This is a genomic window from Winogradskyella damuponensis (assembly GCF_039538385.1).
GTDB lineage: Bacteria > Bacteroidota > Bacteroidia > Flavobacteriales > Flavobacteriaceae > Winogradskyella > Winogradskyella damuponensis.
In genome coordinates this window covers 30341-52939 of the sequence record NZ_BAABCB010000018.1, presented here as the reverse complement: position 1 = coordinate 52939, position 22599 = coordinate 30341, and the positions used below count along the sequence as shown (strand labels likewise).

Here is a 22599-nt window from a genome sequence, read left to right as displayed (position 1 = left end):
TTATTTATACGACGAACCGAAAATGCCGACAAATATTTCCGATGAAATACTAAGAATTACAATTCGATAAAAGGAGGTAATTGTTACTGTATTTTTCTGCTTAAGAAAATGTTTTGATGCATTTTATCGATATCAAAATATTAGCTTTTTAAGCCTGAAAAAAATGCGTTTTTTTAAATTATATTTCATTTTGGGCCTAAAAATCATTCATTTTTAGGCAATTATCTCGTTAAAAAACAACAATGTATTTTATCGGTATTATGTGCGTTTTGTCAAGTAATTAAGCAGTTTAACTATAAAAATAGCTATTTAATCGATGTGAAATTTTGTAAAAAACATAGAAATATAGTTGCTTTTTTTAATTAATTGCATAGATTTGTTGCACTAAGATTAATTTAAAAGCGTGAATATGAATACCAAATCTACTTTATTTTGTGCGATTTTTTCTCTAATGATTACCTTTGGTTTTGCTCAAAAAAAAGAGGAATCTCAGAGTATTATTAGTGGTAAAGTAAATATCTCCAAATACCACAGTCGAGAGGACTTAAAAAAGATGAAAAAGGGAGATTTACTTGTTCTTTATATAGAACGAATAGAAGTTATTGTAAATATACTTCCAAACATTGCATTCGCAACTAAACCGGGTGTTACAATGGAAACATTAGGTATTCCTGATACAAAAGATAATAAAAGAGCATTAGAAGAAAACATTGAAGCCTCTACGTCTTATTTTGATAGTACTATGGAATTTCAAAAAAAGATATTACCCTATTCAGACACGAAGGATTTAATAGCGGCAATTCTTTTTTATGAATCTACATTAAAAGCATTACATACCTATGACGATTTTAAAAAGGACTAATTAGTTTTTTTATTTATTAAATGTGTTTTAAAACCTTGACCGTATTATCTGTCAAGGTTTTTTTTATTACTGTTTTTATGACACATTCCTTATAAACATATAAATTTATTCGACAAAGTGTTATTTTTTGTAAGAAAAATATTATTATATGTATAATATTATGTATTTCATCGATATTATTTGTGTTTCATAGGTATTGTTTATATGTTTGATGATATAAAGTTTAAAAGCCCTTAATCTAAACTTAAAATTAACCTACTATGAAAAAAATTACTTTTACTACACTTGTCTTTCTTTTAGTGTTAGGTAATTTATTTGCCCAACAGGAAAAAGGAATTACTGGCTATAACAATTGGCTAGATTCATGGACAGACTTTCAGCCTAATAAAGCCAACTATGAAGAACCTACACAAATACTGTCTGGCAACATTTCGGAAAACACAACATTAACAAAAAGGAATACCTATCTTTTGCTAGGTGATGTTTTTGTTACAGATAGTACAACTTTAGTTATAGAACCTGGTACAGTAATACTTGGTGACTATAAAACCAAAGGATCATTAATTATTAGCAATGGTTCTAAACTTATAGCCGAAGGAAAATCTACAGACCCAATTGTATTTACATCTAACAGATCAGATAAAAAACCAGGAGATTGGGGAGGTATTTTTATTCTTGGTGATGCTCCTATTAACACCTTTGGAAAAGTAGCATCACTTAATTATGGCTTAAATCCTTCTTCAACTGAAAGTATTAGTTATGGTGGCGATAACACTGAGAGCAACTCTGGTGTGCTAAACTATACTAGAATTGAATACGCTGGAAAAAAAACAAAGGATTTTGGAAATTTTAGCGGATTAACACTTGCAGGTGTTGGATCAGAAACTAATATTAAAAATGTAATGGTTAGTTATTGCGAAGGCAATTCATTTAACATTTTAGGCGGAGAAGTAAACTTAACAAAAACGGTTTCTTTTAGATCTAATAAAAACGATTACAACTTTAACCAAGGTACACAAAGTACTATAAAAAATGCTTTAGCGGTAAGATCACCTTACATCTCTAGTCCAGATGGTTCACGTTGTATGTATATCAGTTCTTACGATATAAAAGAAAAAGCAGACACCTCTAAAAAGGAAACCTTTGTAAATGCTGAAAACCTTACGTTAGTTAATGTAAGTAATGATTTAAAATCAGATATTAAAGTAGGCTTAGTACAAGAAGCAATTTATATTGGGCCAGATGTATCGTTTAATATTCATAAAAGTGTGATTTCAGGATTTAAACCAGCTGTTATCTTAGATGACAGAATAGAAATCAACAATGAAAATTTAGAAAAGATTCAATTCACGCGTTCATATTTCAACAATTGTAAAGGAAATATTTATAGAAAAGATCACATTAACAATGATGATTTAGAGAGTTGGTATGGAAGTCGAGCTTTTGACAATGTGTACTCTAAAGGACCAGATTCTGAAACTTTTATTGACTCTGATAATAGTAGAGCTCCAGATTTTAGATTAAGAATTAACAAAATTATAGCTTCAAATGATTTGTTTGACGATGAAAAAGAAGAAGATGATGAATAAAATAATTTCAAACGCCCAATAATATAACATATATGCAAATGATTGTTTAAATATGTTACTATACTGATAAAACCCAAATAGCTTATAGATTAAAAAATTACACCCCAACCCGATGCTTAAACCTACTTACCTAACACAATTCTTATTTGGAATTTGCCTATGTACTGTTTTAATGTCAAAACAGGCTACTGCGCAAGTAGTAATTGGTACGCCAAACTTAGGTTTTAGTCAAGCATGCGCAAGTGCATCATTTAACACTTATAATACTACATTTGTTTTTTCACCGGAATCTGCATTAAGTGCTTCTAATCAATTTACTATTGAAATGTCTGATGCTGATGGTGATTTTTCAGATCCAACAATAGTGTATACTTCTGAAGCAGGATCAGTAACCACCTCACCTGCAACTTTAGAGTTTTCAATACCAAACACAACTGCTGGCGAAAATTATCGTATTCGTATTAAAAGTAGTGCACCTGTAGCAACAAGCTCTAAATCAATACCTTTTGCGGCTTATTATAAAATTCAAGACTCACCATTTACAATTAATAATTTAGTTTCTACTGGAGCCTTTTGTACAGGCGGTAGCTATTTATTAACTATAGATAACCCTGGAAGTGAAACAAACGATTCTCCATTACTTTATCCAAACCTAACTTTTTCTTGGTACAAAGAAACAGGTCCTACAACATATGCTTATGTCGCAGATGGACCAACACTATCTGTAAGTGAGAATGGTACTTATTTCGTAAAAACAAATTATGGCAGTTGTACATCAGATTCATTTTCTAATCGTGTAACTATTAGTGAAGCTATTTCTGGTGAAGCTAATGCAACTATTGCTTCTAGTTTAGGAAATCCATATTGTCCAGAACAAGGTTTTACAACCTTAAGTACAATTGGCGGAAATACATATCAATGGTTTAAAAACGGCAACCTTATTCCAGGTGCTACAAGTCAAATGTACCAAACTAATGAGTCTGGTACGTTTTCAGTTCAAGTAGATTTAGGAGATTGTTCCGCTTCAGGTACTATAGAGCTAGTAAGTGAACTATTTGAAAGTTCAATTGACGTCTCAGAATATAATGAAATGCTTTCAGGAGAATCGTTATTGGTTAATGTGACTACAACAGCTCAAAACCCTACATACACTTGGTATTTAAACAATACAATTATAGCAAGCGCAACTGAAGCTTCTTTTGAGGCTACTGAATTTGGCGATTATAAAGTTGTGATCTCAGAAACTACAGGTTGTGAAGCTTCAGTAGAATACACATTTACAATTGAAGAAGCTCTAGATCTTTTTCCTGATGTTGAAAAAATACCAAATGTTATTAGTCCTAATGGCGATTTAATAAATGACACTTGGGTTATACCAACTGCTTATGTAAGTGGAACAAATACCGAAGTTATTATAATGACCAATCGTGGTGAAATAGTATTAAAAACCAATGATTACCAAAATAATTGGCCAGAAAACAATTTAAACTTAACAAGTATTAATCAGGTGTTTTATTACATCATTACAACTACTGATAACAACACAAAAAAAGGAACTATAACCGTAGTGAAATAATATGAAAGCACATTTTTTACTTTTTATATTATGTATCTGTTCTGTACAGACATTCTACTCTCAAGAAGATGACGGAGTAGTTTCGCTTGCTATTCCCACACGGAATTCTTTAACGTTTAATAGGTATACCATAAATCCAACATTTAGTTTTGTTAGAGAACAAACAAAATATATTAGTATCTATAATAAAAGAGAATGGATACAATTTGAAAACGCACCACTCACCTATTTAGCGAGTTATTCTGGACGCTTTGGAGAAAATATAGGTGCAGGATTAGGACTGTTTCAACAAAATTATGGAGTACTAACCACCTTTGGTGGTATTTTGAATTTTGCATATAATGCAAGATTAGGTCAGGATAGCAATCTTACTTTTGGTATTAATGTTGGAGCTTATAAAAGCGGTGTTAACACGGCAAATGTCGTTACTAATTTTGAAGACCCTTCATTACAAAATGTGCCAGAGAATTTCCTATTAACAATTAATCCAGGTATTAATTATGGAACAGAATTTTTAGATTTTGGACTGTCCATTAATAATTTAGCATTATACAATTTTGAATCTTCAGAACTTATAGAAGATAACCCACAGCAAGGTATTCAAGCCCATATAATGTATACTGGCTATATGGATAGCAGAGGTTTTTTTGATGAAAGTAAATTTTCAGGATTATTACGATCTGAATTTCAAAAAGAAGAAACTATTCTTTCTGCTGTTGCTATGGTAACAGTTCCTAAAGGAATTTGGGCACAAGCGGGTTATAACACGCTTAATGGTGTTTCAGGTGGTGTTGGACTTAATATTACAACACAGATAGCTATTGAATATAATTATGAGAAAGCCATTGGAGACTTAAATACATTTGGTTCTTCACACGAAATCACATTGGCGTATAGATTTAAAAACAATAATTATTATGATTATAGTCGCGAAGATGAAGTGAGCGGTATTCTTTCGGGCAGAAAGAAAAAACGACGTATATCAAAAACTAACAATTCAAGAGTAGCAAGTCGTAAAACAACTAGCAAAACTACAGCAAAAACTGAATCTGATGCTCAAGCAAAATTAATTGCAGAACAAAAGGCAAAAGCTAAAGCGGAAGAAGAACAAAAAGCTAAAGAATTAGTAGAAATTCAAGCTGAACTTGATAAAATTGAAGCTGATAAAAAAGCAGAACAAGAAGCACAAGCGAAACTATTAGCAGAACAAAAGGCTCAAGAGGAAGCTGCTGCACAAGCAAAACTATTGGCAGAACAAAAAGCTCAAGAAGAAGCTGCTGCACAAGCAAAACTTTTAGCAGAACAAAAAGCTCAAGAAGAAGCTGCTGCACAAGCAAAACTATTAGCTGAACAAAAAGCTCAAGAAGAAGCTGCTGCACAAGCAAAACTATTGGCAGAACAAAAAGCTCAAGAGGAAGCTGCTGCACAAGCGAAACTATTAGCAGAACAAAAAGCTCAAGAGGAAGCTGCTGCACAAGCAAAACTATTGGCAGAACAAAAAGCTCAAGAAGAAGCTGCTGCACAAGCAAAATTATTGGCGGAACAAAAAGCTCAAGAGGAAGCTGCTGCAAAAGCGAAACTATTAACAGAACAAAAGGCTCAAGAGGAAGCTGCTGCACAAGCAAAACTATTAGCAGAACAAAAGGCTCAAGAGGAAGCTGCTGCACAAGCAAAACTATTAGCAGAACAAAAAGCTCAAGAGGAAGCTGACGAACAGGCTAAAGATGATGCGATTTCAAATCCAACAGACACTCTTGCTAAGTCTATGCAAACTATAGCAAAGTCAACTGAAAATTCTAAAGCTATTCAAAATGAATTATTAAAACAGTTTGATGATATTGTTGCTATTAAAGATCAAGATCTTAAAGATTTAAAAGAAGAAAATGACTTAAGCGATCAAGGTATTACAGTAAAGCCTAAACCTTTTAAAAGTGTTACTGCAGAAAATAATGCACTTAATGCTATTAAATCAGACTTAGAAAATGTAATTCAAACACGAAGTGAAAAAATAGATGCATTAAACAAGCTTTATGAAGAACGTGTTGAAAATGGTGCTTTTGCATTAGACGAAGTTACCCTATTCTACAAAAAGGAAATTAAAAGATTAAAAGCAGAACAATTAAAAGCTAAGGAAGTAAAAACAAAACTAGATACAAAATTAGAAGCAATCAGAGTTGCTACAGAGTTTGAAAAAAGAAGACGTATCAAACGTGCTGCTTTTAATAATGAAGAAGATAGATATAGCCAAGATAGAGCAATGTTAAAAAACATTAAAGAAACAACTAAACTAAGTGATACACCTTTAAAAGCTGAAGATTTTGACTTTGGTGAAGACCTTGGTAATAGTATTAAAATTTTAAAAAATATTGATAATGTTGAAAGCGGATATTATTTAATCATCGCTGTACATAGTGACACAAAACAAAGAAATGAATTTGTGACTAACGTAGTAGCTTCTGGCAGATCTGATGTCGATTTTTTCCACGATGTTAGTACCAGTAAATATTACATATTCTATGACAAGTTTGATAACATAAGCGATGCTAATGAAGCCTTAAAAACAAAAGGAAATAGACCGTATAATGGAAAAATGTCAATAGTTAAAATTGAAAATTAATAAGAGTTAAGCCTCTCTTTGCTTTCGCCTTTGCCCCGAGGAAAAAGTGAAGACAAAAACTAAAACATCATGAAAAAACCTACTTTTTCTAGAATAGCTATAATTGCTTTATTCCTCATTTTGGGACAGCAAATGTTTGCTCAAAATCTTGTGCCATTCTCGCCGCGATATGATCAAGCCATTAAAGGAGATATCCTTTTAATAGGAAACAGTAATGTGGGATTACATGTTTCAAATCCTTATAACGGAAACTCTACCAACGATGGAGTAAATGCTGCAGTATATGTAGATATTGATGGAGATCCTAGTACTTTTAACTCCAGTAGTGCCAATTTAGATGTACCAAGTGACGATAGCTGTTATGTTATAGTTTATGCAGGTTTATATTGGAGTGCAGTAGTTGATGGAGATGAACCAATTTCTGATGTAAAATTCAAAGTTCCTGGTGGTTCTTATTTAGATATTACAGGAACAGAAATCTACTATCAAAATGCACCTAACAATAACCAATCAAACACATATGCCTATTATCACGATGTTACAGATATGCTAACAGCTTTGCCAGATCCAGAAGGCACATATTCTGTTGCAAATATTTCTACTTTAGTAGGTCCAAAACCAAATTCAGAAGGCCTTTCTGCTGGTTGGTCCTTGTTTGTTGTTTATGAAGACCCTCTTTTACCTAGTAAGTATATTACCTCTTTTGATGGATTTACTAAGATTACAAGTTCTATTAACGAAACATTTCCTGTAAGTGGTTTTAATACCATACCAACAGGTCCTGTACGTGCAAAATTTGCCTTTAGTACTATTGAAGGAGATAGAAGTTATAGAGGAGATTATTTAAAACTTAATGGAAGTACAATCAGTGTTACAAATAATGCTGGAAATACAATACGCCCTGGAAATAACTTTTTCAATAGTTCTGTTTCAGATATTAATCCTGTTACTAATACCTCCGAATTGTTTACCAATAGAATACCTAATAGCTCTAATACATTAGGTTTTGATGCTGGTATTATTAATATTCCAAATCCTGGAAATTCGCTTATTGCTAATAATGCGACCTCTGCTAATATTAGCTTGGGAAGTAATTTAGATATTTACTACTATTATTTTAGTGCTTTTGCAATTGAAATTATCGCTCCAAACATCGTGTTAACAAAAGTTGTTGAGGACGATTTAGGTAATGATATAGGCGGACAACTTGTAGGCTTAGGTTCGTCTTTAAATTATGTCATCGGTTTTCAAAATACAGGAAATGATGATGCAACAAACTTTACAATTAGAGATGTACTTCCTGTAAATATTATTTATAATCATCCAACAGATTTAGTATTACCTCCAGGTGTTACAGTTAATAGTTATGATCCTACAACAAGAGAACTTGTTTTAGATATTGACGATTCCCTTGTTGAAGAAAACGATCCTGTTTATGAAATCCGTATTGAAGTACAAGTTGTTGATGATTGTGGTCAGTTAGAAGATGCTTGTTCAAACATCATTAATAATCAAGCTTTTGCAACATACCAAGGAACTATAAATCCTGATTTTACTATTACAGACGACCCGAGTTTAAGTAGTAATACAGGCTGTTTAATTACACCACAAGCTACTAACTTTTTAGCTGATTTAGATTGTACTTTTGAGTATAGTGAAATTCTTTGTGGAGACAGTTTAGAGTTAACTGCAGCAAATGGATACGATTCTTATTCATGGTCTACAAGTCCTACAGGAGTTCCTGTTATTGGAACGTCACAAAATATTACAGTTACCGAATCTGGTACTTATTACTCTTACAATACAGCAATTGCTCCATGTCAGTCAATTGTACAGGAATTTAATGTGCAACTTTTTGGAGCTAACACAACAAACCCTGCTATTCCTTACGCTGATGAAGTTGTAGTTTGTCCTAATGACGGAAAATTATTACCTAATATATTCTTATGTGGTGCAGATGACACAAGAATTATTCAAACTAACGTATCCGATTCTACCTCTATTATTTGGGAAGTACTTGATGAAACAAGCTGTGATGCCGTTTCAGATTCTGACTGTGCCAATGAAAACCCAGCGTGTACATGGAATGCAATACCTAGTGAATCTGGATTTGTAGTTGATACAGCCGGACAATATCGAATTACTATTAATTATCCTGGTGGTTGTTTTGTTCAGTTCTATTTCAATGTTTACGAAAATATATTAAACCCTACAGTGGTATCATCTGATATTATTTGTAATACAAACGGAAGCATTACCGTAAATAATGTGCCTTCTGGTTATGAATACAGTATAGATGGAACAAACTTTCAAACAAGTAATGTATTTTCTGTAGACACTCCTGGAACTTACACAGTTTATGTAAGACAAATAGGAGTTTCAACAAACCCATGTGTATTTACAGTTCCTGAAGTTCAAATTAGAGATCGTGAATTTACAGGCTCTACAACAGTTACACAACCGCTTTGTCATGATGATAAAGGAAGTGTGCATTTATCTGCAAATGATGTAGATCCACAATACTCATTTACGCTTTCTCAAGGTGCTACAATTGTAAATACTGTTGGGCCTATTATTGACAATACTTATACATTCCAAAATTTAAACCCTGGAACTTATACTGCAACTATCGAATCTGAAAACGGTTGTTTATTTACTGAAGATATCACTATTATTGAACCACCTATACTAACAGCTACAGTGGCTTTAACTAGTCCTTTAAATTGTTCTGATGGTGAGCTAACCGTTTATCCTGTAGGTGGAACACCTCCTTATTATTACTTTGTAAATGGTGCTACTGAATTTCAATCGACACCACAAATACCTGTAAGTTCTGCAGGAGTTTATAACATAGTTGTTACAGATTCTAATAACTGTAGTACAGATGTGACTATAAGCGTAGAGGCTATATCTGGACCAGATTATACTGTAGATACGACAGATATTGCATGTGCTGGTTCTGATGGTACTGGTGCAATAACAATCAATGTTAGTAATGCTAATGGCAGTAGTATTGCTTATAGTATTGATGGTGGAGCTACATTCGTTAATTCAAATGTATTTTCAGGATTATCTATCGGGAATTATGATGTTGTTGTAGAATACACTTCTGGTACTGATGTTTGTGAATCGAGTCCACAAACCGTTTCTATTGATTCTGCAGCAGCTATTACTGGTACTGTAGATTTATCGGCACCTTACACTTGTCTTTCAAATGGAACCATTACGGTTACAGGAGTTACAGGTGGACAAGCACCTTACACTTATAGTATTGATGGTGTAACATTTCAAAATAATGCTAATTTCAGTAATTTAACTGCAGGAACGTATACTGTCATTGTAATGGATGTTACAGGATGTGCATCTGCAATGGATGAAATTACAGTCGAAGAATTAAACCCACCAACCGATTTAACGTTTAGTAATAGTCCTGTATCATGTCCATCTAATACGGCTACCATTTCTATTACAGGAACAACTGGTGGTGTAGGCATATTAGAATATCAAATTACAGCACCTGCTTCTGCAGTGACAGCTTACCAAACCTCTACTGATTTTTCAGGTTTAGAACCAGGAACTTATACTTTTCAAGTAAAAGATGAAAATGATTGTGTGTATAGTGAATCATATACCATTGTTCCTACTCCATCTCCAACATTATCTGTGGTGTTAACAAAGGATTTAGATTGTGCTGCTTCGCCAGATGCTATATTAACAGGAACTGTTACTGGGGCCGCACCTTACACATATGCTGTATCTATAAACGGAGCTGCTTATACCGATTTAGGCACAACTGGAACACCATTTACATACAGCGCTGCAACTGCTGGAACCTATCAACTTCAAATTACAGATGCGAATGGTTGTACAGCTGAGTCCTCAGTAATTACTGTTACTCCCGTATCATTACCAGCTCTAAGTTTAGTAGTGCAAACACAAGAGATTTTATGCCATGGAGACACTAACGGAGCTATTGATGTTACTATTGATACAACTGTAGGAACCCCTCCATTTGTAATTAATGTGAGTGATAGCATAGGAAACGATTACGGTACACAAACCTCTAGCTTACCTGCAGGAACATATACTGTAACTGTTACAGATTCAAAAATGTGTACAGCAACTGAAACTGTAGTGATTAACGAACCAGATGCTATAACTATAGATTATGATGCTGTTGATATTACATGTGGCTCTGGTGGAATTTCTCAAGGATCAGTAATTGTAAACTCAGTTACAGGCGGAATACCTCCATACAATTATTTTGTTACGGGTACTAATGGTTATTCAAATTCTGAATTAAACACTACAGGATCAACATCAGTTAGTTTTGATGTGGTTGATTTTGGACTTTATCAAATTAATGTGGTTGATGCTAATGGTTGTTCTATTTTAGTTCAAGATGTATTAGTAGCATCACCTCCAACAGATTTAGACATTAATATTTTACCATCATTTGATTGTGCTACAGGTGGAGAAGCTGAAGTTAGTATTGGATCATCTCTTACAAGTGCTGGACCATTTTTCTTCAGTATTTATGAAGGTCCTAGTACTGTATATCCTGCTGGAACATGGTTAAGTGAAGATACTCCTGGTAGTGAATCTGCGACATTTACAGATTTAATACCTGGCGTGGTATATACATTTATAGTTTATGATGCCTCTACATTCTGTAGTTATTATGAGCCAGCAACAATTCCAATTCCTACAAACTCTACATTAACAGCTACAGCGGTTAGTTCTAACAATATTACATGTACTGGAAGTGCTGATGGTAACGTTTCATTTACTGTAAACAGTTCTTATGGAAGCCCTGTCTCTATCACCTATGAAATCTTTGACTCTTTAAGTTTAACAACAACTGGAATCAGTGGTTCTGCTGCATTACCAGCAAATGGCTCATTAAATATATTAGAGTTTGGTCCGCTCCCATTCGGAAATTACTTTGTTTCAATCCGTGAAACATCAGGACCTAACGCTGGTTGCGGTATTGTAACGGCTCCATTTAATATTACCGAATCTGCATTTCTATTAGAATTAGCAGCTTCAGTTGATCAGAATGCGAATTGTGAACCTAATTCTGGTGTCATAAGCGCTATAGCTTCAAACGGAACACCTCCTTATCAATATCAGATTACAACAACTGCTACTCCTCCACTTGTTACAGATGCAGCATGGAATAGTTCAAGTACATTTAATAATGATGCCGGAAGTTATTACGTTCATGTTAAGGATGCATATAACTGTATCGTTACGAGTCCTGTTTTAGTCATAGATACAGATCCTACACCTGCTATTTCTGCAACTTTAAATAATCAATGTACAGTAGCGGAAGGTGCTTATGAAATTGACGTAACATTAGATACTGTAGGTACACCTCCTTACAGTGTGAGTATTGATGGTGGTGCATTTCAAACTCAAACATTTCCATTTACACTTTCAAATTTATATTCAGGTACACATACTATAACAATTAATGATGTTAATGGCTGTGGTAACACAGTTTCAGTAGACGTAGTTGCACCTATTACTATTATACCAGAGGTAACAGCTTTACCAACATGTAATGATGATGATGGTGAAATTACCATGACCACTATAGGTGGATCTGGATCTTATACCTATAGCATTTCACCTAATCCTGCTTCAATTAGTTTTGCAGGAGATGTATTTTCTGGAGTCCCTTCAGGAATGTATACAATTACAATTACAGACACTGTAACATCTTGTACTGAAGAGGTATCTATTTCAGTTGCAGAAGCTATACTTCCTACACTTAGTCTGACTCCAAATGCTATTACTTGTTTTGGAGATAACTCTGGTTCATTTGAAATTAATATAGCTAATTACACCGGAGCATATACTTATGAGGTCTTTGATAGTCTAGGTACTTCTGTAACAGGAATTGTAAATGCAAACACATCTACCAATCCTGAAATAGTAACAGGAATGGAAGCAGGAACATTTTCAGTGGTTATTACTGAAACAGATATCCCGTTCTGTTCTGCAACATCTAGTGTCATTATTGCGTCTCCTTTAGAAGCTATGACATTAAGCGTTTCTGAAACTTCAAATGTAACATGTAATGATAATGAAGGTACCATAACAGCTATTGCCACCGGTGGTTGGGGAGATTATGAATATGAACTAACAGGAGCTGCAACTGTAGCTTATTCTAACAATGGTTCATTTAGTGGATTATCTGCTGGAACTTATATCGTAAATGTTAGAGATGCTGGTGGTTGTATTGTTTCTGAAACTATAACTTTAGAAACACCTGATCCAATTACTGCAACATTTACTCCAAGTACAACAGTACTATCTTGTTTTGGAGATCAAGATGCGAGTATTACTATTAGTAATGTTACTGGCGGACAAGGCACAAATTATACTTATACATTAAATACCGTTTTACCAACACCTAGTGTTTCTGGTCCGCAAACCTCTAATGTATTTGAAAACTTAGGGCCTGGAACCTATTTTGTTAGAATTACTGATGGTTATGATTGTGAATTTACATCTGTTAATATTGTGATTACTGAGCCAGCACCAATTGAAGCTAGTTTGGTAAGAACAACAACACAAACATGTTTAACAGAATCTACATTAACATTAAGTGCAACTGGTGGAACAGGTTTATATTCCTATAGCGAAAACCCTTCGTTTACACCTATTATAGGAACATTTGCAACATCGACAACATTCTCAGTTCCTGATGGTACGTATGCTTATTATGTAAGAGATGCCAATGGTTGTGTTACTAACGTATCTAATGAAATCACCGTAGATCCATTACCAACATTAGAAGTTACCTTAGAGTCTACTAACCCAACTATTAATTGTGCTGGTGATAATAACGGAACAATTATAGCTACAGCAGTAGGTGGATTAGGAAATTACACCTATACGCTTCAAGATAATTTAGGCAATCCAGTAATTGCTACAGAAAATAGTCCTGGTTTTTTTACAGAACTTTATGCAGGTGATTATGTTGTTCTTGTAGAGAGTGGTGATTGTAATGCAACTTCTGCTCCTATTAGTATCACAGAACCAGATGCACCACTTGATGCTAGTATTGTAGTTAACAATGTAAGCTGTGCAGGAAATAATAATGGTTCTGTTGAAATCACCGCTTCTGGTGGAACTGGAATTATTAAATATGCTATTTCACCACAACTCAATCAATTTTTTGAAACTAATACCTTCGAGAATTTAGCGCCTGGAGATTATAACATTATTGTACAAGATCAATTAGGTTGTTACTTAACTTTCGATTTTACTATAACAGAACCAAACCCAGTTATATTAAGTATTGTAGCAGACTCGTTCTTCCCTGAAGTTTGCACCGGATATGAAGATGGAGAATTTAGTATTGCCATTTCAGGAGGTACACTTCCTTATAGTGTGAGTTTAGATGATTATAATGGTGTTTACACTACAGGTAGTGCAATACAAACGGAATTTGATTTTACAAACTTAGTTGGTGGAGATCATATTGTATTTGTAAGAGATGCCGAAGGATGTGAATCTGAATGGAATATTACATTTCCAGAATCTGTGAGTATTTTACCAGAAATAACTATTGAATATATCTGTGAAGATAATCTGCAAGGAAATATAGTAACAGTTACTGTTGATCCTTCTATAGAAGATCTTACACAACTTGATTATTCATTAAATGGAGGCCCTTTTCAAGCCAGTAATATTTTTTACAATGTACCAGTAGGAACAGGTCATTACATAGAAGTACAACATACTAATAGTTGTGTTCAGGCTACTGATCCCTTTGATATAGATATGGCAGAGCCTATAAGCTTAACCTTAACAGAGGGAGAACTTAACCAGTTTACTGCAACTGCCTCTGGTGGTGAAGGAGACTACCAATTTACTTTGAATGGTGAAGATTATGGATCTGAAAACTCTTATATGATCACAGAATCTGGATTATACACGGTAACGGTTACAGACAGTGCAGGTTGTTATGCAACAGCACAAATTCAATTAGAGTTTGAAGACATTTGTATTCCTAATTGGTTTACTCCAAATGGCGATGGAGAATATGATACTTGGGCACCTGGTTGTACACAAAACTACCCTAACCTAACCTTCGATATTTTTGATCGATATGGACGTAAAGTCGCGACTTACAGAGTTGGCGAGGTTTGGGATGGAAAATATAATGGTAGAGATTTGCCTATGGGAGATTATTGGTTTGTTGTTAGAACAAATGACTCCACATACAATAAGGAATTTGTAGGACATTTTACACTATATAGATAACAGCCAAGAACATTTAAAGAGATAACATTATGAAAAAAATCACACTATATATTCTTTTTTTGGTCTTTGCTAAGAGTTATGGCCAAGAATTAAATTTACCTGTATTTACACAGTACTTAGCAGATAACGACTTTGTAATTTCACCTACATATGCAGGTATTGGAGATAATTTAAAAATAAGGGCCAATGGACTAACACAATGGGTTGGTATAAAAAATGCACCAGATAATCAATCTATTTATGCCGATTTTAGAATTGGAGACAGATCTGGTATTGGAATATCGGCATACAATGATAGAAATGGAAATACAATTCAAAAAGGTGTTAAGTTTTCTTTTGCTCATCATTTAACTTTAGATTATAAGTCTAAACAATATTTGTCTTTTGGGTTATCTTATAACATAAATAACTTTAGAGTTGCTATTGAAGATTTTAATACCACCTATGATATTCCAATATTAGACCCAGCAATCACCAATGACAGAGGTATTACAAACAATAACTTTGATGCTGGTATTTTATACAGATGGAAGGCATTTTATGTGAGTTTGAATGCTAATAACATCATGAAAAAAGATATTGACAATTATGAAGGTGTAGAGCCAATTCAGTTATTAAATTATCAGCTATACACTGGACTAGTTATAAAAAGTAAACAAAACAAAGATGTTGAGTTTGAACCTTCAGTTTTTTATCAAATGTTTGATAGTGACAAACGTTCTAGTACAGATGTCAATTTCAAATACAGAAAATTCAATCGTAAAGGAGATTACTATTTTGTAGGAGGGTCTTACCGTTTTTTAAATGATCAATTTTTTAAACCCTTAAATTTAGGCCCAATGGGCGGAATTACATTTAACAAATTCTTTTTTGCTTACTCATATCAATTAACATTAAACGATTTGTCTGGATTTAATACAGGGACTCATATGGTTACTATTGGGTTAGACTTTTTACAAGGCATAAGTAATTGTGCCTGTACAAGAGGAACTAGTCAAAGTTATTATAGATAAACTTTGATAAGTAAGGTAATTAACGTTATGCATTGCAAACCGATACTACAATGCTTTGAATAGGATAAAATAAATTAAAACAATTGCAAGAAGTGACAAGCTTTAAAAACCAATAAATAAAACAATTAACTGCAATCAAAATAATATAAAAGTTATTTTGATTGCAATACTTATAAACTTATTTCTACTCATATCCTTATCGTTAAAAAACGCTACTTCTAGTCTTCAAAAAATTCAATAAAGTCTTTAAAGAACAGATTGTATGTAAAACATCTTAAACTTTAACAAATCTAACAGTGACTTTATTAGATTTTATGACTCTAAATATTAGAAAACTTTCTATAATTTTCAATCATACTTTGTGCTATTTATATGGTTTTACAAGCATTAGTTGATTAATAATATCCAATTCAAAGGATATATATTCAATTAATCGATTATAAAATATCTTTGGTAAGAAAATGATTAATTTTAAGCGCTCTAAATGAATAAATTCAAATTAATATCGCTCGTTAAGCTATGTGCTTTTACCGTTTTTATAGGTAGAGCATATCAATTGTTTTTTTTTGGTGGTCCCTACCGAGCTATACTTTGGGATGAAAGTCTATTAACGCCTATTGTAGAAGGTATTTTTAATTATTCTTGGTATGATTATGCAACAAGTAAAACTGTAAATAATTGGATAGAAGGATTCACTAAATTTAATAGTTTAATCTTCTTAATTGCCGCTTTGGTCAGTTTACTTTGGCATCAAATAAAATGGTTAAAACTAAAGCGTTTCATTATAGGTCTAGGTTTCTTTTTATTATTCTTACTTGGAATTTGTATGGTTAAGGATAAAAATTATGATTTTCTACAACTTTTTGAAATGAGCATTCAATTATCTGCACCATTTTTATTGTGGCGTAATATTAAAATGGACTCAAATAACAAAAAATTAATCAATGGATTAAAAATTGCTATAGCATTTACTTTTATTCCTCATGGGTTTATGGCAATGGGTATACCATATCGTCCTGGACATTTTATAGACATGACGATTATTATCTTAGGTGTTAATGAAACACAGGCCACGCTATTTCTATTTATTGTTGGTTTTTTAGATGTGTTATGTGCCCTATTAGTATTTGTGCCAAAATTATCTAAATATGCATTATGGTATATGATAATTTGGGGCTTTGCAACAGCATTTGCCAGAATAGTATCTGGTTTTAATATAGATTTTATATCAAGTTCAATTCATGGTTCTGCCTATCTAACAATTTATAGATTGGCACATGGGATTATCCCCTTAATAGTTCTTTTACTTGAAATGAATAAAACAAACCATAAAAGACAAGTAGCATGAAATATAAAGCACATTTAACCTACTTACTACTTTTATTAAGTATTTCTTTAGGTTTTGCTAACAATGACAAGTATCGTATCATGATAATGGATGATCCATCCACTACAATTACCATTGGTTGGAATCAGATATCAGGCACTTCACCAGTTGTTTATTATGATACAATGGATCATGGTACAGACCATACATTATACGCCTATACCAAAACCGTTGATAGAACCGTTTCTTTCAAAGGAATGGATAATCGCTTTGCAAGACTTACAGGCTTAACACCGAATACCAACTATTATTTTGTAATTAATGATAGTGATGGCACAAGTCAACGTTTTTGGTTCAGAACTGCACCAGACGATCTTAGCCGTTTATCTTTTATTGCTGGTGGTGATTCTAGAAACAATAGAACACCTAGACAAGATGCCAATCTTTTAGTATCTAAATTAAAACCACATGCTGTATTTTTTGCAGGAGACATGACAGATACTAATAGCTCTATTGAATGGCAAGAATGGTTTGACGATTGGCAATCAACTATAGCAAGTGATGGAAGAATGTTTCCAATTATACCTGCTAGAGGAAATCACGAAACAGATTCTGAAACTATTTATAAATTATTTGACACACCTAATGCTGATTCTTATTATTCTGTAACATTTGGTAATGATTTAATAAAAGCTTACACCTTAAATTCCGAAATTTCAGTTTTAGGTGATCAAAAAACATGGTTAGAAAATGACCTATCTACAGCTTCTCCTAATTTGAAATGGAAAATGGCTCAGTATCATAAACCCATGCGTCCACATGCTGCATGGAAATCTGAAAACAACAATCAATATGATGCTTGGGCTCAACTTTTTTATGATGAAGGTGTACGCTTGGTTATTGATTGTGATTCTCATGTTGCTAAAACAACTTGGCCTGTTAAACCTTCAGCTAATTCTGGAAATGATGAAGGTTTTGTTATAGAACAAATCAATGGTACAGTATACACTGGCGAAGGCTGTTGGGGAGCGCCATTAAGACCAGCTGATGACGTTAAAACATGGACTAGAAGCTCTGGATCATTTAATCAGTTTAAACTCGTATTTGTAGATGCCCTTAAAATAGAATTAAGAACAATCGACGTAAGTAATGCTAGTTCGGTTGGATCAGTTTCTAACACAGATCCATTTACACTACCAGCTAACTTAAATGTTTTTTCACCTTCAACAGGTGCTGTTGTAACAATATCTAATGCACCAGATGTTAATTGCCCACCAAGAGGTGTTGTCTGTGATGATAATGATCCCACTACAATAAATGACGAAGAAGATGGTAATTGTAATTGTATTGGAGTTGATGAATTAACTACAACAAATGAAACCTATACTATTGTTGCCTCAGGAGATGATGCTGAAGAGTTTATTTCAACTGGAGCTGTAAGCTATACTAGTGGCGATTTAGAATTTGTGACCGATACTGATAACGCAACTAATTATGACCAAATTATTGGTCTTAGGTTTAATAATATTAGTATTCCTAAAGGAGCAACAATTCATCGAGCATACATTCAATTTCAAGCTGATGAGGTAAGTTCTGACGTGACAAATCTAACTTTCCATGGGGAATTAGCAGACGATAGTAATGGCTTTAACTCAAGCTCTTACAATATTTCATCAAGATCATTAACCTCTAATTCAGAAGCTTGGACTAACGTTGAAGCATGGAATAGTACTGGAGAAAAAGGCTACAAACAACGTTCACCTTATCTTCAATCTATTATTACGGAAATTATAACCCAACCAGGCTGGGAAGTAGGAAATGCAGTAACGTTTATTGTTTCTGGTTCAGGTAGACGTGTCGCAGAATCTAGAAATGGATCGGTAAACAATTCTCCTAAATTGGTTGTCTTTTATAATGCAAATTGTCCAATTACAAATGTAACTGTTGGTACTCAAACTATATGTAATGATATTGATGACACGTATTCTCAAGACTTGATTGTAGAATATGTTTCTCCACCTGCATCAGGCTCTTTAATGGTAAATGGGCAATCATTCCCTATTGGTACAAGTCCACAAACTGTAACACTTACGGGTTTAGCAGCAGATGGATTAGATGTAGATATAATAGCTAATTTTACAGAAGAAGCATGTAATTATACCGCAGAAAGAGCTTTTGAAGCACCAAGTCGTTGTAGCTTAGATGGTATTCCTGATAATAGTCCTGATGATAATTCAAACTTAGCATTACTTCCAGAAGCTATATTGTATGGCTCTTCAACTAATGGTAGAGGAGTACCTGGAGATATATTATATGATCCAGTTACTGATAATTATAAAACAGTTACTGCATACAACGAATATGGTGTTAGTTTTGGAGAAAATTTAGGAAAACCAACAGCAAGTGAAGGTTTTAAATGGCAAGTGAATTGGCCAAATGTAAAATACATGAATTATATAACACTGGGAGGTTCTTATTCTAACCAAGATCAAGCAGATTCTATGTGGATTATAAGTTATAGGAAAGATGGAGTTTGGACGACACTTGCTCAAGGTCAAGGTGGTTGGATTGACGATGGAATTTTTGAATGGGGCGGACCTACTTTTAATCCCATAGAAGCAGATGCATTAAGGGTACAAGTTTATAGTGACGGCACTAATGATCTAGTGAGCATTCATTTAAGAGGAAGAGGTGGTGTTGCAAATAGCAACAATGACAGTGCAACAACAACTAAAGCAACCTTAATTCAGTATTTATCTCCAGGCAATAGTTGTGGAGTAACCATACCTGCTAATACTATATTATATTGCGATGGATCATGGATCTATAGTGATGGCCCTGATGAATATTCGGGAACTAAACATACTATTATTGCAGATGGCACTTATATTATTGACGCAGACCAAAACGTTGAGGTTAATGACTTAGAAATACAAAGTGGTGCTACGGTAATTATTAAGGAAGGAGCTAGTTTAACCATAAAAGGAGATTTGGTTAACAATGGAAATTTAATTTTAGAATCTATTTCTACTAAATATTCAAGTTTAATAATAGAAGGATCCAGTACAGGTAACGTCTCTTACAAACGCCATATAAATGCCTTTAGTAATGGCTCAACAGGTAATGACTTAATATCATCTCCTTTTACAGGTCAGAATTTTGGAGATTTTGCTACAGCAAATCCTAACCTTTATGAAAACCCAGGAAATACAGCTCAGAAATTATTTGGACCATTTAATGAACCGGCTGGATCTTATGAAATTTATTCAACTACAGCTAATGCTGCTACAACCTTAGATAAAGGTGTAGGCTATAGAGCTGCAAGAGATGCTTCAGAAGATGGAGTAAGTGGTACTACGGTGACTTTTACTGGTGAAGTAGAAACAACTGGTTTTACAATACCAATTACAGAATCTGCAGGCTCTTATAACGGTTGGAATTTAATAGGAAACCCTTACCCTTCTTACATAGATTTTATAACATTCTTTGATCTCAACAAAACAAAGTTAGATTCTGGAGCCTATCAAGCGATATATGGTTTTGATGGTGATGCTTCCAATGGATGGACTATTTTAAACCATTTAAACTCTGGGCAATTAATTGCTCCAGGTCAAGGTTTCTTTGTAAAAAGTAAGTCAAGTAACGAAACCATATCATTTACACCTGCAATGCGAACAACAGGTGCTACAGATGATTTTATTTTAGGACGTAATACAACAGACTCATCAAATGGCGGCTATATTAAAATTCAAATAAATAACAACGCATTAGACACGTTTAATACAGCTATTCACTTTAATGAAAATGCAACATTAGGTTTAGACCCTGGTTATGATGCCGCTTTATTTCAAGATGTTGCTCCAGAGTTTTCAATCTATTCTAAATTAGTTGAAGATAATACGGGGGCATTTATGGCTATTCAAGCTTTAGGAACTAGCGACATTAATAATACTACTATTGCTTTAGGCATTAACGCCTTGCAAGGGCAAGAAATCACAGTGTCATTGTCTGAGTCTACACTTCCTAATGCAACTGAAGTTTATTTAGAAGACACACTAACCAATACATTTACGTTATTGTCTGATCACGATTATACTTTTACTGCTTTAAGTGATATCTCAGGTGTTGGTCGTTTTTATTTAAGATTAGAAGCAAATGCACTTAGCTTAGAGCAACAAAATTTAGACCGTTTAAGTATTTATAAAAAGCCAAATGAAAAAGCAATAGTTATTGAAGGACAATTGCAAACACAAACACGCTTTGCATTATACGATCTTAACGGAAGAGTATTAATGAATAATACCTTAGATAGCAGTACTACGATACAATCTATAGACGTAGATCATCTAACTACAGGAATTTATATTATAAAGCTTATTTCTAACGCTAATAAAAAACGTACTCAAAAATTAATAATTAATTAAGCGTACTTAATAAATAAAAGCTACTTTTATAGAGCGTACTTATTTTTTAAGTGCGCTTTATTTTTTTTATGACCCATAAAACTACGCATTGGACAGCAGTATAAATTTTCAAGAATTATTTAAAGGCTTTCAACACACACCATGCCTATGGAAGGCTTCTGAAGTCTATAACTTTGAACAATTTTGTCCAGAAGCTACAGAAATTCAATTTACACAAGAGTCCGAAGTTAAAAAGATACGTTTGGGTAAATGGGTAGAACATTTTGTAGTATTTCAGCTAAAGCATCAAGCTGATATAACTATTCTCGAAGAGAACTTACAAATCAAGAATAATAAAATTACTATTGGAGAATTAGACCTATTGTTTTTACAGGCTAAAAAACCTATTCATCTTGAAATAATTTATAAATTCTATTTATACGATTCTAAAAAAAACAATGTTAACTCACTTTCCAATTGGGTAGGCCCTAACCAAAGCGATGCTCTTGTTTATAAGCTAAATAAGTTAAAAGAAAAACAGTTACCACTACTCTATCATCCTAAAACAAAAGATGCGTTAAAACATTATCCTTTTCTTATCAATTCTATTACACAAAAGGTTTGTTTTAAAGCACAACTATTTTTGCCTTACGAATACCAAGATATTAATGTTGCTCCCTTAAATTCAGAATGTATTACTGGTTGGTATTTAAATATTGAAAACATTACCAAATTAAAAGACTTTCAATTTTACATTCCACAAAAACTAGAATGGCTATGTTTACCTAAACCAACTGTAAATTGGTTAGAGTTTGAAGATGCTAAACATGAGATTCAAATTCATATTAAAAATAAACGCTCTCCATTATGCTGGATAAAAAGTAAAAATGAGCTTCAAAAATGTTTTATTACATGGTGGTAAAATATTCACT

General features: G+C 33.4%; 9 protein-coding genes. All 9 read left to right on the top strand.

Annotated features, from left to right (window positions below):
- The first annotated feature begins 409 nt into the window (after positions 1-409).
- The 9 genes from ABD730_RS08865 (at position 410) to ABD730_RS08825 (ending at position 22589) form a co-directional block, all read left to right on the top strand.
- Positions 410-862 carry a hypothetical protein gene (locus ABD730_RS08865; RefSeq protein WP_334468958.1) on the top strand — a complete coding sequence of 151 codons (453 nt, stop codon included), beginning with the start codon at positions 410-412 and terminating at the stop codon, positions 860-862.
- A gap of 260 nt (positions 863-1122) precedes the next feature.
- Entirely contained in the window at positions 1123-2451 is a 1329-nt protein-coding gene (locus ABD730_RS08860; protein WP_215925579.1) for a hypothetical protein, read from the top strand.
- Positions 2452-2623: 172 nt separating this feature from the next.
- Positions 2624-4027, top strand: coding sequence for a T9SS type B sorting domain-containing protein (locus ABD730_RS08855; RefSeq protein WP_344714010.1), 1404 nt, complete (start codon positions 2624-2626; stop codon positions 4025-4027).
- Position 4028: 1 nt separating this feature from the next.
- Positions 4029-6644, top strand: a complete 2616-nt coding sequence (locus ABD730_RS08850; protein ID WP_344714008.1) for a PorP/SprF family type IX secretion system membrane protein — start codon at positions 4029-4031, stop codon at positions 6642-6644.
- Positions 6645-6713: 69 nt separating this feature from the next.
- Positions 6714-14924, top strand: coding sequence for a T9SS type B sorting domain-containing protein (locus ABD730_RS08845; protein ID WP_344714006.1), 8211 nt, complete (start codon positions 6714-6716; stop codon positions 14922-14924).
- A 29-nt stretch (positions 14925-14953) separates the two neighbouring features.
- Positions 14954-15937, top strand: a complete 984-nt coding sequence (locus ABD730_RS08840) for a PorP/SprF family type IX secretion system membrane protein (RefSeq protein ID WP_334468945.1) — start codon at positions 14954-14956, stop codon at positions 15935-15937.
- A gap of 484 nt (positions 15938-16421) precedes the next feature.
- Positions 16422-17285, top strand: a complete 864-nt coding sequence (locus ABD730_RS08835) for a hypothetical protein (RefSeq protein ID WP_334468942.1) — start codon at positions 16422-16424, stop codon at positions 17283-17285.
- Positions 17282-21688, top strand: coding sequence for a fibronectin type III domain-containing protein (locus ABD730_RS08830; RefSeq protein ID WP_344714003.1), 4407 nt, complete (start codon positions 17282-17284; stop codon positions 21686-21688). The genes ABD730_RS08835 and ABD730_RS08830 overlap by 4 nt, the downstream gene beginning before the upstream one ends.
- Before the next feature lie 88 nt (positions 21689-21776).
- Positions 21777-22589, top strand: coding sequence for a DUF1853 family protein (locus tag ABD730_RS08825; protein WP_344714001.1), 813 nt, complete (start codon positions 21777-21779; stop codon positions 22587-22589).
- Positions 22590-22599 lie beyond the last annotated feature (10 nt).